Raw genomic sequence first — 14,332 nt, forward strand, 5'->3', positions numbered from 1 at the left:
CTGGTCGTGCTGAAGATCGACGTCGGAAACGAGCGCCTGCCGACCCTGGCCATCGACGATTCGGGCGAGGTCCAGGTCGGCGACCTGGTGCTGGCCATCGGCGACCCGTTCGGCGTTGGTCAGACGGTGACCAACGGCATCGTCTCGGCCCTCAACCGCACGGCCGATCCGAACGGGGACGCGGCCAACGCCTATATCCAGACCGACGCGGCCATTAATCCCGGCAATTCCGGCGGGGCCCTGGTCGACATGGACGGCGACCTGATCGGCGTGAACAGCTTCATCCTCTCGCGCTCGGGCACCTCCTCCGGGGTCGGCTTCGCCGTGCCGGCGGCCATCGTGCGGCGGGTGGTCGAGACCGCGGCCGGCGGCGGCCAGGCGGTCGTGCGCCCCTGGCTGGGCGCGCGCACCCAGACGGTCACGGCCGAGATCGCCCGCTCGATGGGCATGACCACGCCGCAGGGCGCGCTGGTCGCCGACATCTGGCCCGGCGGGCCGGCGGCGCGCGCGGGCTTGCGCCAAGGGGACGTCATCGTCTCGGTCGACGGCCGTCCGGCGGTGGACGCCGCGGCGGTGTCCTACGCCATCTCGTCGCGCCGCCCGGGGGAGACCTTGAGGCTCGGCGTGCGACGCGGCGGCGGAGAGCAGAGCCTGACCTTGCGGGCCGAAGCCCCGCCGGCGACCCCGGCGCGCGACCAACAGGTCATCAGCGGCCGCAACCCGTTCGACGGGGCGACCGTGGTCAACCTGTCGCCGGCGGTGGCCGATGAACTCGGCCTCGACCCCTTCCTGGGCAAGGGGGTCCTGGTGACCAATATCAGCCGCGGCTTTGCGATGAACGCCGGCCTGCGGCCCGGAGACCTGATCCGGCGGGTGAACGGCCGCGAGATCAACACGGTGCGTGACCTGACCGCCCAGCTCACTCAGAGCGGCGGCCAGTGGCAGGTGACCATCGAGCGCAACGGCCAGGAGGTCACGGCCAACTTCCGCACCTGACGGACGGGCAGGGCAGCGCCCATGCGCGTCGCTCTCGCGCCGGGGCGCGGGGAAGGTTAGAACGCGCCATGGCCGATCTGTTCGAAGCCGCAGGACTTACGCCCCACGCGCCGTCGCCGCTGGCCGACCGGCTGCGTCCGCAGAGCCTCTCCGAAGTGGTGGGCCAGGATCACCTGCTCGGGCCCGACGGCCCGATCGGCCGCATGGCGCAGGCGCGGCGGCTGTCCTCGATGATCCTCTGGGGACCGCCCGGCACCGGCAAGACCACCATCGCCCGGCTGCTGGCCAAGGAGGCGGGCTACGAGTTCCAGCAGATCTCGGCGGTGTTCTCCGGCGTCGCCGACCTGAAGAAGGCCTTCGAGCAGGCGCGCATGCGCCGGGCGGCGGGCCAGTCGACCCTGTTGTTCGTCGACGAGATCCACCGCTTCAACCGCGCCCAGCAGGACGGCTTCCTGCCCTTCGTCGAGGAGGGGATCGTCACCCTGGTCGGCGCAACCACCGAAAACCCGTCATTCGAGTTGAACGGGGCGCTGCTGTCGCGCTCGCAGGTCTATGTCCTGAAACGCCTGGACGATGAAGCGCTGGAGACCCTGCTCGCCAAGGCCGAGGCCCACGAGGCCCGCAAGCTGCCGCTGGAGCCGCAAGCCCGCGCGGCCCTGATCGCCATGGCCGACGGCGACGGCCGCTACCTGCTGACCCTGGCCGAGACCCTGTTCAACATCGGAACCGCCAAGCCGCTTTCGGTCCAGGAACTGGGCCAGGTGCTCCAGAAGCGCAGCCCGGCCTACGACAAGGATCGCGAGGAGCACTACAATCTCATCTCGGCCCTGCATAAGTCGGTGCGCGGCTCCGACCCTGATGCGGCGCTCTACTGGCTGGCGCGGATGCTGGGCGGGGGGGAAGACCCGCTGTTCATCGCGCGGCGCCTGATCCGCATGGCTGTCGAGGACATCGGCGAGGCCGATCCCATGGCGCTGGTCCTGGCCAACGCCGCCAAGGACACCTACGACTTCCTGGGCAGCCCGGAGGGAGAACTGGCCTTGGCCCAGGTGGTCGTGCATCTGGCCGCCGCCCCTAAATCCAACGCTGTCTACACCGCTTTCAAGGCCGCCCAGCGCGCGGCCAAGGAGACCGGTTCGCTGACGCCGCCGGCCCATATCCGCAATGCGCCGACGCGGTTGATGAAGGACCTCGGCTACGGCAAGGGCTATGCCTACGACCACGACGTCGAGGGCGGGTTTTCCGGCCAGAACTACTTTCCCGAGGGCATGGAGCGGCAGGTCTTCTACCGGCCCAAGGGCGAGGGCGTGGAGGCCCGGATCAAGGAGCGCCTGGAGCGCTGGGCGGAGATGCGGAAGTCTCGTTCGTGAAACCGCGCACGCCGCCGAAGGCCAAGGCCGAGCCGAAACCGGTCGTCCTGACGCCGGAGGAGGTCGCCTTCGTCCGCAGCCTGGTGATCTATGAGGACGCCGAGGTCATGGCCCTCAACAAGCCCTCGGGCCTGTCGAGCCAAGGCGGCCGCGGCCAGGTCAACACCCTGGACGAACTGCTCTGGGCCTTCGCCAAGCCGGGCAAGGCGCGGCCGCGCCTGATCCATCGGCTGGACCGCGACACCTCCGGCGTGATCCTCACCGCCAAGACCAAGCCCGCGGCCAGCTTCCTGGGCAAGCACATGATGGGACGGCGGCTGACCAAGACCTATCGGGCGATCGTCACGCCCGGCGCGCCGCAGCCGGCGTCCGGCGTCGTCGAGACGCCGTTGCGCCGCGAGGAGATCGGCCGCGAAGCCTATATGCGGACCTGCGCTCCCGACCACCCCGACGCCGAGGCGGCCCTTACGCGCTATCGCACGCTTGCGGCCAACGATCAGGCCGCGTTGCTGGAGCTCAATCCGCAGACCGGGCGGATGCATCAGATCCGCGTGCACCTGGCCTCTATCGGCCGCCCCATCGCCGGCGACGTGCGTTATGGCGGGGCGCTGATGGTCGGCGGCGCGCCGGCGCCGCGCCTGATGCTGCACGCCGCGGCCCTGGCCTTTCCGCATCCCGGCGGCGGCATGAAGCGCATCGAAGCGGCGGTTCCAGAAGACATGCAGGCGCTGATCGAAACTATTGGCCTGGCCAAGAGGAACAGTGGGGCAGGCTTGGCCGTTAGCGGGTCATGAAACGCCCGCTCGCCGCCTCCCTGTTCGCCCTTGCGCTCGCCGCCTGCGCGACGGCGCCCACCATCTATGGCCCCGCGACCGGCCCCAGCAGCGTCGGGTTCTCCGAACAGAGGATTGAGACCGGCCGCTATCGCGTGACCTTCCGCGGTGGTCCGGGCGCGCCGGCGGCCCAGGTCGCGGACTATGCGCTGCTGCGGGCGGCCGACCTGGCGATCGCCGACGGCTACGACTGGTTCCGGGTGGTCGACCGCTATACGGCCCAGAGCGGCGAAGGCGGCGGTCCGCGGGTTTCGATCGGCGCGGGCGGCGGCAGCGGCGGCTATCGCAGCGGGGTCGGCGTCGGGCTGGGAACCAGCTTCAACCTCGGCGGCGGACCCGCGATCGTGCAGAGCATCGAGGTCCTGATGGGCAAGGGACGGCCGGCGCCCGCCGGACCGGAAGTCTATGACGCCCGCGAGGTTCGCCGCACGGTCGGGACCCGAATCTAGAGCCTGATCCAGCGTTTGCGTGCAAGGCGCAGCGCAGCGCATAAGGGCCGCATGGAGAAGTTCATACTCGTGGCCGTCGGCGGGGCGGCCGGCGCCATGGCGCGCTACGCCCTGGGCGTCCAGGCCTTGCGGCTGTGGGGCCCTGCTTGGCCATTCGGCACTTTTATCGCCAATCTTTCCGGCGGGCTGCTGATGGGCGTGCTGGCCGGATACCTGGCTCACCGGGGCGGGGCCGACCAGGAGCGGTTGCGCGTACTGCTGGGCGTCGGCGTGCTGGGTGGTTTCACGACCTTTTCGGCCTTTTCGCTTGAGACGGCGCTGATGATCGAGCGCCGGACCTACGGCCAGGCCTTTACCTATGCGGTCGCGTCGGTGCTGCTGTCGGTCTCGGCGCTGTTCGTCGGCCTGATGCTGGCCCGCAAGGTCTTCGCATGAGGGAAGTTCGCAACATCGCCGTCGATCCGGGCGAGGACGGCGTGCGGCTGGACCGTTGGTTCCGTCGCCGCTGGCCGCACGTCTCGCAGATCCAGGTGCAGAAGCTCGCCCGGTCCGGTCAGATCCGCGTGGACGGCGCCCGCGCCAAGGCCGACCAGCGGCTGGCCGCCGGGGCCATGATCCGCGTGCCGCCTCTGCCCGCTGCGCCCAAGCCGGGCGAGAAGCCGGGGCTGGATCCGCGCGACATCGCCTACGCCAAGTCGCTGGTGATCTACGAGGACGAGGAAGTCCTGGTGCTCAACAAGCCGTCGGGCCTGGCGGTGCAGGGCGGCACCAAGACGGTCAAGCATATCGACCGCCTGCTGAGCGCCTGGGGCGAGGGGCTGGAGCGGCCCCGCCTGGTCCACCGCCTGGACCGCGACACCTCCGGGGTGCTGGTGCTGGGCAAGACGCCTGGCGCGGCCGCCAAGCTGTCAGGCGCCTTCGCCCGCCGCCGGGCCGAGAAGACCTATTGGGCGCTGGTCCTGGGCACGCCCAAGCCGGCCGAGGGCGTGATGGAGCTGCATCTGGCCAAGAAGGGCGTCGGCGATCGCGAAATGGTCGTGCCCGCCGATCCCAAGGACCCGCACGCCGACCCGGCCGAGACCGAGTTCGTCACCGTCAGCCGCGCGGCCCATCGCGTCGCCTGGATGGCCCTGCGTCCGCATACCGGCCGGACCCATCAGTTGCGCGCGCACATGCTGGCCATGGGCCATCCGATCCTGGGCGACCCGAAATACCGGACCGAGGCTTCGGCCGAGCTGTCGGGGAACCTGAAGTTGCAGCTCCACGCCCGCCGCCTGACCATTCCGCATCCCTCGCGCGGGACGCTGATCCTGGAGGCGCCGATCAGCAAGGAGTTGAAGGAGGGCTTCGCGCGCTTCGGCTTCGATGAGCACGAGGCCGACCCCGAGCCGTTCAAGCCGCGTCGGCGGCGCTAGGGGCGCAAGGCCCGGCTTGCGCAATGCGCCGCTGGCGGCCATGTGCACGGCCAGCAAGGAGATGCGCGTGCAAAAGGGCTTCATCGAGCCGGGCGAAAAGCCCAAGCGATTCTACAAGGACGTGACGGTGACGGCCGAGAATGGCGGCTTCACCGTGAAGCTGGACGGCCGCAACGTCCGCTCGCCCAAGGGCGGCCAGCTCCGGGTTCCGACGAAGGCCCTGGCCGAGATGGTCGCCGCCGAATGGGACGCCCAGCAGCCCTATATCGAGATCGCCGCCATGCACGTCACGCGCCTGGCCTTCACGGCCATCGAGGCCGTGCCCCAGGCCCGCGAGGCGACCGCCGCCCAGGTGGCGCAGTACGCGGCGACGGACCTGCTCTGTTATTTCTCGGAGGGGGGCGACAGCCTCTATGAGCGCCAGGTCGCCGGCTGGGAGCCGGTGCTGCGGCGGGCCGAGCACGAGCTGGCGTTGGTCTTCCAGCGCGCCACCGGCATCATCCACGCCCAGCAACCGCAGGAGACGCTCGATGCGGTGCAGGCGCTGGCCCTGGATCTGGACGACTTCGCCCTGACGGGCGTCGCCTTCGGCACCCCGCTGTTCGGCTCGGCGGTCCTGGCCTTCGCCCTGCAACGCGGCTGGCTGACCGGCGAGGAAGCCTGGACCCTGTCGCGCATCGACGAGGCCTATCAGGAAGAGAAGTGGGGGATCGACGAGGAGGCAGCCGAGCGGACCGCGCGCCTGCTGGAAGAAGCCGGGATGCTGGAGCGCTGGTTCAAGGCGCTGGCCTGACGCGGCGGGACTGTTGCAAGGCCCGGATCGTCCGACTACGCCTTTGGCGTCACCTTGGAGGCCCGCCGTGAAGCATATCCTGGAAGAGCTCGAAAAGCGCCGCGACGAAGCCCGGCTGGGCGGCGGCGAGCGGCGCATCCAGAACCAGCACGGCAAGGGCAAGCTGACCGCGCGCGAGCGCCTGGACCTGTTGCTCGACGAGGGCTCGTTCGAGGAGTTCGACATGTTCGTCGAGCATCGCGCGACCGACTTCGGCATGGCCGACCAGAAGGTGCCGGGCGATGGCGTGGTCACGGGCTGGGGGCGGATCAACGGTCGCCTGGTCTTCGTGTTCTCCAAGGATTTCACGGTCTTCGGCGGATCTCTTTCCAACGCCCACGCCCAGAAGATCGTCAAGGTGCAGGAGCAGGCGTTGAAGGTCGGCGCGCCGATCATCGGCCTGTTCGACGCGGGCGGCGCGCGCATCCAGGAAGGCGTCGACGGCCTGGCCGGCTATGCCGACATCTTCCTCCAGAACACCCTGGCCAGCGGGGTGATCCCGCAGATCAGCGTCATCATGGGGCCTTGCGCCGGGGGCGACGTCTATTCGCCCGCCATCACCGACTTCATCTTCATGGTGAAGGACACCTCCTACATGTACGTGACCGGTCCGGACGTGGTGAAGACCGTCACCCACGAGGAAGTGACCCACGAGGAACTGGGCGGCTATCGCGTCCACGCCATCAAGTCGGGGGTGGCCGACGGCGCCTTCGAGAACGACCTGGAGGCCCTGACCCAGGTCCGGCGGCTGGTCGATTTCCTGCCGCTCTCGAACCGAGAGAAGCCGCCTCAGCGCGAGAGCTACGACTCGCCCGACCGGGTCGAAGCCTCGCTCGACACCCTGGTCCCGGCCAACCCGAACAAGCCCTACGACATGAAGGAGTTGATCCTGAAGGTGGTGGACGAGGCCGACTTCTTCGAGATCAGCCCCGACTTCGCCAAGAACATCATCTGCGGCTTCGGGCGCATGGAAGGCGCGACGGTCGGGGTGGTCGCCAACCAGCCCCAGGTGCTGGCCGGGGTGCTGGACATCGATTCCAGCCGCAAGGCCGCGCGTTTCGTGCGCTTCTGCGACGCCTTCGACATTCCGATCGTCACCTTCGTCGACGTACCGGGCTTCATGCCGGGCACCAAGCAGGAGCAGGGCGGCCTGATCCGCCACGGCGCCAAACTGCTGTTCGCCTATGCCGAGGCGACCGTGCCGAAGGTGACGCTGATCACCCGCAAGGCTTATGGCGGCGCCTATGACGTGATGAGCTCCAAGCATATCCGCGGCGACCTCAACTACGCCTGGCCGACGGCGGAGATCGCGGTCATGGGCTCAAAGGGCGCGGTCGAGATCATCTTCCGCTCGGAGATCGGCGACACCGAGGCGATCGCCGCGCGCGAGGCCGAGTACAAGGAACGCTTCGCCAATCCGTTCGTCGCCGCCAGCCGCGGCTATATCGACGACGTCATCATGCCCCATTCCACACGCCGCCGGATCGCCAGGGCGCTGAAGAACCTGAAGGGCAAGCAGCTCAGCAATCCCTGGAAAAAGCACGACAATATCCCGCTGTAGCTCGCGAAAACGTCACGGAACCGGCCTCGCGCTTCCTCCGTTCTTGGCGCCAAGACGCAAAGGAGGAACAGATGGCCGGCAGATGGATGGATCAGCGCGACGAGCGCGAGCGAATGGACCCCGAGCGGCGCTCTCGACGCTATGGCCGCGGCGAGTACGGCGCCGACGACTACGAACGCGACGGCTATGACGGCGTTCGGCGGCAGGAACGAAGCTTCGACCCCTACGAGGTCCGCGACCAGCGGGTGTTCGGCGAGCGCGAGCGGGGCGTGGACTACACCAGCGCGCGTTATGGCGCTGGCGGCTATTACGGCTACGGCGGAGCTTCGGAGGGCGGCCGCCACTATGGCGACGCTGGACGCCGCATCTATCGCGACGAATACCGGCCCCATTCGATCACGGAGGGCGGCGCTCTGTGGTCCGGCCGGGGCGGTTATGGCGCTTCCCGCTACGACGGGGATCGCGGGCGGCGTGAGCACGCCTATCGCATCGCCTATGGCGACCATCACCCCGAGCACAAGGGCCGCTACGAGGAGGACGATCGCCGCAGCTTCTGGGAGCGGGCCGGCGATCGCATGGCCGCCTGGTTCGGCGAAGGCGACCCCAAGCACCGCGGACGCGGGCCGGCCAGCTACAAGCGGACCGACGAGCGGATCAGCGAAGAGGCCAACGAGTTGTTGACCGAGGACCCCTGGCTCGACGCCAGCGGGATCGAAATCGCCGTTTCGGGCGGTGAGGTCACTCTGAACGGTACGGTGAGCGAGCGCGAGGCCAAGCACCGGGCCGAGCGGCTGATCGAGGACATGTCGGGCGTAACCCATGTGCAGAACAATCTGCGCGTCCGCCGCGGCGACCCGATCACCGGATCGGGCTTGGGATTCGGCGACAGCGCCAACGAAGCGCAGATGCAGGCCGCCGCCCGCCCGACCCGCAACTGAGTTCGCTCTTGGTCCGGGCGCGCCGAGGACTTAGATCGGCGGCGTGTCCGGACCGTCCTTCCAGCCGTGGCTCGATCAGTGGGACTTAATTCCCGACGGCGAGCCTTTCGTCACCGACCATACGGGGAGCTTGCTGCTGCCCGTACGTCACGGCGGTGCGCCGGCTATCCTGAAGATGGCTTCAGCGCCCGAGGAGATCGCGGGCGGCGCGCTGATGGAGTGGTGGAGCGGGGAGGGCGCGGCCCGCGTACTGGCCCGGCAAGGCGAAGCGCTGCTGCTCGAGCGCGCCACGGGAACAGCCTCGCTGGCCGACATGGCCGGAAGCGGCCGGGATGACGAGGCTACGGCGATCATTTGCGCGGCCGTGGAGAGGCTGCATAGCTCCCGAGGGAAGCCCGCACCGACCAGCCTCGCGCCCCTCGACGTTTGGTTTCGGCAACTCGCGCCGACGGCCGCCGCACACGGCGGGATTCTCGCCAAGGCCGCTGCGGTTGCGAAGACGCTGTTGGCAGCGCCGCGCGACGTCGTCCCCCTGCATGGCGACATCCACCACGGCAACATTCTCGACTTCGGCCCGCGCGGCTGGCTGGCCATCGATCCCAAGGGGCTGCTGGGCGAGCGAGGCTACGACTACGCCAACACCTTCTGCAACCCCGACGCCGTCGTGGCCCTGCAGCCTGGCCGCCTGCAACGGCGTCTCGGCATGGTCGCCCAGCGCAGCGGCCAGGACCCCCGACGCGTGCTGCAATGGATCCTGGCCTATAGCGCTCTGTCGGCTGCGTGGATCATCGAAGAGCCGCTGAATGGCGAAACGCTGGACGCAAGGCTCGCCATCGTCGAACTGGCCGCCGCGGAGCTGGGCCTTTAGCCGCCGAGCCGCCAGCCGACTTCGCGGGCGAAATCGGCGAAGAATTCCGGCTCGTAGGCGCGCTCGGGATCGCGCCGCACCCACTGGTCGATCTGCTGGGCGTCGTCGCCCACCAGGATGCGCCAGCGCTCGGCCTTCACCCCGTCGAGGATGACCTTGGCCGCCGCGGCGGCGGTCATGGGCGCATCCTCCAGGAAGCGGCGGGCCGCGTCGGCGCTGAGGGCGGCCACGGCCGCGTCGGTGAGCTGGCTGGTGTCGACGCCGGCCGCCGAGATCCGGGCGCGGGCCTGGGCGATCTCGTCGGCGCTCAATTCGTCGGAATCCGTACCGGCCTGGACCTTGCGTGAATTGGCGACGATCGAGGTGCCGATGTGGCCCGGCATCACCACCGAGCACTTCACGTGCGGCGCGTTGAGCCGCAGGTCGGTGACCAGGGCCTCAGTGAAGCCCTTCACCGCGAACTTGGCGGCCGCATAGGCGGTGTGGGGCGTGTTCGGCCCGATGGTGGCCCAGAAGCCGTTGACGCTGGAGGTGTTGACGATGTGCGCCTCGTCGGCGGCCATCAGCATGGGCAGGAAGGTTCGCACCCCCAGATAGACCCCGCCCCAGCAGACGTTGAAGGTCTTTTCCCAGGCCGCGCGGCTGTCGGCCACCATGCTGCCGCCGCCGCCGATTCCGGCGTTGTTGGCCAACAGGTGGATGCGGTCGGTCTGATGCTCGGCGGCCAGTTCGTCGCGGAAGGCGATCAGGGCTGCTTCCAGCGAGACGTCCGCAACGTGGGTGGAGACCTTGGTGCCTTGGGGCGCGCCATCGGCCTCGATCAGCCTGACGGTCTCGGCCATGGCCCTGGCCGAGACGTCGCACATGGCCACGCTGCAGCCTTCGGCGACCAATTGCCGGGCCAGTTCGCGGCCCATGCCCGTCCCGCCGCCGGTGACGACGGCGATCTTTCCCGCGAAGTCCTTCATGGCCTGCGCCTCCCTATGTTTTCAGGGAGGTTGCCTGCTTTACGTGCGGTCCGCCAAGCCCTCAGCCGGCGTGGACGTTCAAGGCCGCCTGATCGCCGCGGCCGAGTGGATCGCGCAGGGGCTCGTTATTCGAGATGAACTCCAGCGACACCGAATTGATGCAGTAGCGCAGCCGTGTCGGCGGCGGGCCGTCGGGGAAGACGTGGCCCTGGTGGCTGTCGCAGCGCGCACAGCGGGTTTCGATGCGGATCATGCCGTGGCTGACGTCACGCACCCCGACCACATGCGCCTCGTCGAACGGGGCGTAGAAGCTGGGCCAGCCGGTGCCGCTCTCGAATTTCGTGCCGGCGCGGAACAGCGGCAGGCCGCAGAGGCGGCAGCAGTAGACGCCGTCCTCCTTGTTATCGAGCAGGCCGCCGCAGAACGGCGCCTCGGTGCCGTGGTGCAGCAGGACGTCGGCTTCCTCGCGGGAAAGTCCTGCTTCAAGGGCCTTGCGTTCCGCCGCGTCCGGCGGTGTGAGGTCAAATCCGGAAGGGGAGGCGGCTGGCGTGCTCATGGGCTCCAATTTAAGGTCCCCGAAGCCATCGCGAAAGTGCGCCGGAGGGATAAGGCCATGATCACCAGCACCACGCCCCATGTCGCCGAACGGGATATCGCCCGCACGCTGGGCGTCGTCAGCGGCGAAGCGATCATCGGCGCGCACATCTTCCGCGACCTGTTCGCCGGCATCACCAACATCATCGGGGGCCGCGCCGGCGGCTATGAAAAGGCCTTGAGGGAGGCCCGCGACATCGCCATCCGCGAGATGTGCGAGGAAGCGGCCAAGCTGGGCGCCGACGCCGTGGTCGGCGTCGATCTCGACTATGAAGCCATGGGCGCCGACAACGGCATGCTCATGGTCACCGCCGCCGGAACGGCCGTCAAGCTGCGCTAAAGGTTCAATGTTTTCGAAAATCCTGATCGCCAATCGCGGCGAGATCGCCGTCCGCATCATCAAGACCTGCCGCCGGCTCGGCATCGCCACGGTGGTCGTCTATTCGGAGGCGGACGCGGACTCCATGGCCGTGGAAATGGCCGATGAGAGCGTCTTCATCGGCGGCGCGCCGGCGGCCGAGAGCTATCTCGTCGCCGACAAGATCGTCGCGGCCTGCAGGGAGACCGGCGCGGAGGCGGTGCACCCCGGCTTCGGGTTCCTGTCGGAGAATGCCGGTTTCGCCAAGCGGCTGGCGGCCGAGGGCATCGTCTTCATCGGGCCGAACCCCGGCGCCATCGAGGCGATGGGCGACAAGATCGAGAGCAAGAAGTTCGCCGCGAGAGCCGGCGTCTCGACCGTGCCCGGCCATGTGGGCGAGATCGACGACACCGCCCACGCCCTGAAGATCGCCGGCGAAATCGGCTATCCGGTGATGATCAAGGCCTCGGCTGGCGGCGGCGGCAAGGGCATCCGCGTCGCCTGGAAGCCGCAGGACGTGGAGGAGGGCTTTCCCGCGGTCCGCGCTGAGGCCAAGGCCAGCTTCGGCGACGACCGCATCTTCATCGAGAAGTTCATCGAAAGCCCGCGCCATATCGAAATCCAGGTGCTGGGCGACAAGCACGGCGCCGTCGTCCATCTGTTCGAGCGCGAATGCTCGATCCAGCGCCGCAACCAGAAGGTCATCGAGGAAGCGCCGTCGCCGCTGCTGGACGAGGCCACCCGCGCGGCCATGGGCGCCCAGGCCGTCGCCCTCGCCAAGGCGGTGAACTACGACAGCGCCGGCACGGTCGAGTTTGTCGCCGGCCAGGACAAGAGCTTCTTCTTCCTGGAGATGAACACCCGCCTGCAGGTCGAGCATCCGGTCACGGAACTGATCACCGGCGTCGACCTGGTCGAGCAGATGATCCGCTCGGCGGCGGGCGAGCCGCTAGCCTTCGGCCAACAGGACCTGGCCATCAATGGTTGGGCGATCGAGAGCCGCATCTACGCCGAAGACCCCTATCGCGGCTTCCTGCCCTCGATTGGCCGCCTGGTGCGCTACCTGCCGCCGGAGGAGGGGAATTCGGGAGCGGCCAAGGTCCGCAACGACGCCGGCGTGCGCGAAGGCGACGAGATCTCGATGTTCTACGATCCGATGATCTCCAAGCTCTCGACCTGGGGCCCGGACCGCCTCTTGGCCATCGACGCCATGGGCCGCGCGCTGGAGGATTTTCATATCGAAGGGCCGGGCCACAACATCCCGTTCCTGGCCGCGGTCATGGATCAGGAGCGCTTCCGCTCCGGCGCGCTCTCGACCAACTACATCAAGGAAGAATTCCCCGACGGCTTCGCCGGAACAGAGCCGACCGCCTTCCAGGCCGACCTGCTGGCGGCGACCGCCTGCGCCATGCACCGGCGGCTGACGGCCCGCAGCGCGCCGCAACTGGTCCGTGACGAATGGGTGGTCATCGCCGGCCACGACCGGTGCAAGGTCCGCCTCTCGAACGGCGGCGATGCGTTCCACGTGGCCTTCGAGGACGGCCGCACCCTTTCCCTGACGGAGATCGACTGGCGACCGGGCCAGCCGCTGTTCCGCGCCGTGCTGGACGCTCAGCCGTTCACCGCCCTGGTCAAGCCGGCGGCCGAGGGCTTCATCGTCCGCCACCGCGCCTGCACGCGCCATGTCCTGGTGCTGACGCCGCGCTCGGCCGAGCTGCACGGCAAGCTGCCGCCGAAGAAGGCGGCCGACACCTCCAAGATGATCCTCTCGCCCATGCCGGGCCTGGTGGTCAGTATGGACGTGACGCCTGGCCAGTCGGTCCAGGCCGGTCAGGCCGTGGCGGTGGTCGAGGCGATGAAGATGCAGAACATCATCCGCGCTGAGCGCGAGGGCGTGGTGAAGACGGTCGGCCCCAAGGCCGGCGACAGCGTCGCCGCCGACGAGGTGCTGGTCGAGTTCGCCTAAGGTCTGACCTGGGTTCAAATCGGCGGCGGGGCCTCCTCGACCTCGCCGAACACCCGCCGGAAGCTCGCCTTCAGCGCCTCGTCGGCCTCGTCCATGGTGACGGGCAGGCCGAGGTCCACCAGGCTGGTCACCCCATGCTCGGTCTGGCCGCAGGGCACGATCCCCGAGAAGTGGGCCAGGTCCGGCTCCACATTGAGCGAAACGCCGTGGAACGACACCCAGCGGCGCAGCTTCACGCCAATGGCGGCGATCTTGTCTTCCCGTGGCGTAACGCCGGGCGCCTTGCGCTCGACCCAGACGCCGACGCGGCCCTCGCGTATCTCGCCCTCGACGTTGAAATGGGCCAGGGCGCCGATCACCCAGGCCTCCAGGCTGGCGACGAAGGCGCGCACGTCGCGCCGCCGCCGGGTGAGGTCCAGCATCACATAGGCCACCCGCTGTCCTGGGCCGTGATAGGTGAACTGCCCGCCGCGTCCGCTGGCGAACACCGGGAATCGGTCCGGGTCGAGCAGGTCCGTTTCCCTGGCCGAAACTCCGGCCGTGTAGAGCGGGGGATGCTCCAGCAGCCAGACCAGCTCGCCGGCCGTTCCGTCGGCTATGGCGGCGGCGCGCGCCTCCATGGCGGCGACCGCGTCGGGGTAGGGGACCTGGCCGCAGCTCACCGCCCAACCGGCCGGGCGTGCGTCATCGCGCCCGAAGATCGGGGCGTCCGCGGCGATGTTTAACGAGCGGTCAAGCATGTCGGACCCAATGTGGCGTGCGGGCGGCTTTGCGCAAAGCCTCGCCGGCCGCGTGTCTTAGAGTTTCAAGGGCTCTGCGTCTTGGGTCAGATCAACGAAGTCAATGTCGAGATATCGGTGCTTCTCGGCCGTTCGACCCTTCCCATGCAACAGCTCCTGCGCATGGGACGCGGCGCGGTGATCCCGCTGGACGCGGGCGTGAACGAGGAAGTCTGGATCCTGGCGAACAACCATCCGGTCGCCCGCGGCGAGATTCAGATCAACGAGGACCGCATCTCCATCGCCGTCACCCGCGCCGCAGATGTGTATGACTTCATGGCAGGCGGTCAGTAGGGCTTCACAAAGCCGCGGGGGTTTGCTACCTGCCGCGCCTCACCACGAGCGGTCGTGGCGGAATTGGTAGACGCGCAGCGTTGAGGTCGCTGTGGGGCAACCCGTGGAAGT

Annotated in this window: 16 protein-coding genes; 13 read left to right on the top strand and 3 right to left on the bottom strand. The window is 68.7% G+C overall.

The genetic code is table 11. The annotated features are described in order from the left end of the window. The 10 genes from ACE3TL_RS14015 to ACE3TL_RS14060 all read left to right on the top strand — a co-directional run. A partial coding sequence (locus ACE3TL_RS14015; protein ID WP_374579300.1) for a PDZ domain-containing protein occupies window positions 1-996 on the top strand: 996 nt, incomplete at its 5' end. A gap of 68 nt (window positions 997-1,064) precedes the next feature. Continuing rightward, window positions 1,065-2,366, top strand: coding sequence for a replication-associated recombination protein A (locus ACE3TL_RS14020; protein WP_374579301.1), 1,302 nt, complete (start codon window positions 1,065-1,067; stop codon window positions 2,364-2,366). Further along, window positions 2,363-3,160, top strand: coding sequence for an RluA family pseudouridine synthase (locus ACE3TL_RS14025; RefSeq protein WP_374579302.1), 798 nt, complete (start codon window positions 2,363-2,365; stop codon window positions 3,158-3,160). The genes ACE3TL_RS14020 and ACE3TL_RS14025 overlap by 4 nt, the downstream gene beginning before the upstream one ends. Beyond that, the gene (locus ACE3TL_RS14030; RefSeq protein ID WP_374579303.1) at window positions 3,157-3,648 is read left to right on the top strand and encodes a hypothetical protein; all 492 of its coding nucleotides are present in this window, start codon (window positions 3,157-3,159) and stop codon (window positions 3,646-3,648) included. The genes ACE3TL_RS14025 and ACE3TL_RS14030 overlap by 4 nt, the downstream gene beginning before the upstream one ends. Window positions 3,649-3,699: 51 nt before the next feature. Then, a complete protein-coding gene (gene crcB, locus ACE3TL_RS14035) occupies window positions 3,700-4,083 on the top strand; it encodes a fluoride efflux transporter CrcB (protein ID WP_374579304.1) in 384 nt (127 codons plus the stop codon). Beyond that, on the top strand, window positions 4,080-5,063 hold the full coding sequence (locus tag ACE3TL_RS14040) for an RluA family pseudouridine synthase (RefSeq protein WP_374579305.1): 984 nt from the start codon (window positions 4,080-4,082) through the stop codon (window positions 5,061-5,063). The genes crcB and ACE3TL_RS14040 overlap by 4 nt, the downstream gene beginning before the upstream one ends. A 16-nt stretch (window positions 5,064-5,079) precedes the next feature. Continuing rightward, window positions 5,080-5,856, top strand: coding sequence for an ATP12 family chaperone protein (locus ACE3TL_RS14045; RefSeq protein WP_374579306.1), 777 nt, complete (start codon window positions 5,080-5,082; stop codon window positions 5,854-5,856). Between the two features lie 67 nt (window positions 5,857-5,923). Further along, window positions 5,924-7,456 carry an acyl-CoA carboxylase subunit beta gene (locus ACE3TL_RS14050; RefSeq protein WP_374579307.1) on the top strand — a complete coding sequence of 511 codons (1,533 nt, stop codon included), beginning with the start codon at window positions 5,924-5,926 and terminating at the stop codon, window positions 7,454-7,456. Between the two features lie 71 nt (window positions 7,457-7,527). Then, on the top strand, window positions 7,528-8,394 hold the full coding sequence (locus ACE3TL_RS14055) for a BON domain-containing protein (RefSeq protein WP_374579308.1): 867 nt from the start codon (window positions 7,528-7,530) through the stop codon (window positions 8,392-8,394). Between the two features lie 43 nt (window positions 8,395-8,437). Next, window positions 8,438-9,262 carry an aminoglycoside phosphotransferase family protein gene (locus tag ACE3TL_RS14060; RefSeq protein ID WP_374579309.1) on the top strand — a complete coding sequence of 275 codons (825 nt, stop codon included), beginning with the start codon at window positions 8,438-8,440 and terminating at the stop codon, window positions 9,260-9,262. On the opposite strand, the gene ACE3TL_RS14065 is transcribed toward ACE3TL_RS14060, so the two are convergent. Both ACE3TL_RS14065 and msrB read right to left on the bottom strand, forming a co-directional pair. Then, window positions 9,259-10,230, bottom strand: coding sequence for an SDR family oxidoreductase (locus tag ACE3TL_RS14065; protein WP_374579310.1), 972 nt, complete (start codon window positions 10,228-10,230; stop codon window positions 9,259-9,261). The genes ACE3TL_RS14060 and ACE3TL_RS14065 overlap by 4 nt on opposite strands. Window positions 10,231-10,291: 61 nt before the next feature. Then, on the bottom strand, window positions 10,292-10,786 hold the full coding sequence (gene msrB / locus ACE3TL_RS14070) for a peptide-methionine (R)-S-oxide reductase MsrB (protein ID WP_374579311.1): 495 nt from the start codon (window positions 10,784-10,786) through the stop codon (window positions 10,292-10,294). 57 nt (window positions 10,787-10,843) lie between these two features. Between msrB and ACE3TL_RS14075 the strand changes: the two genes are divergently transcribed. Both ACE3TL_RS14075 and ACE3TL_RS14080 read left to right on the top strand, forming a co-directional pair. Beyond that, entirely contained in the window at window positions 10,844-11,164 is a 321-nt protein-coding gene (locus tag ACE3TL_RS14075; RefSeq protein WP_374532412.1) for a heavy metal-binding domain-containing protein, read from the top strand. A 7-nt stretch (window positions 11,165-11,171) separates the two neighbouring features. Further along, a complete protein-coding gene (locus ACE3TL_RS14080; protein ID WP_374579312.1) occupies window positions 11,172-13,148 on the top strand; it encodes an acetyl-CoA carboxylase biotin carboxylase subunit in 1,977 nt (658 codons plus the stop codon). Window positions 13,149-13,162: 14 nt separating this feature from the next. On the opposite strand, the gene lipB is transcribed toward ACE3TL_RS14080, so the two are convergent. After that, window positions 13,163-13,888 carry a lipoyl(octanoyl) transferase LipB gene (lipB, locus tag ACE3TL_RS14085; RefSeq protein ID WP_374579313.1) on the bottom strand — a complete coding sequence of 242 codons (726 nt, stop codon included), beginning with the start codon at window positions 13,886-13,888 and terminating at the stop codon, window positions 13,163-13,165. Between the two features lie 81 nt (window positions 13,889-13,969). Between lipB and ACE3TL_RS14090 the strand changes: the two genes are divergently transcribed. Then, window positions 13,970-14,221 (top strand): FliM/FliN family flagellar motor switch protein, encoded by a 252-nt coding sequence (locus tag ACE3TL_RS14090; RefSeq protein WP_374532415.1) that lies wholly within the window; start codon window positions 13,970-13,972, stop codon window positions 14,219-14,221. Window positions 14,222-14,332 lie beyond the last annotated feature (111 nt).

Source organism: Phenylobacterium sp. (genome assembly GCF_041920015.1).
In the GTDB taxonomy this organism is placed as follows: domain Bacteria; phylum Pseudomonadota; class Alphaproteobacteria; order Caulobacterales; family Caulobacteraceae; genus Phenylobacterium.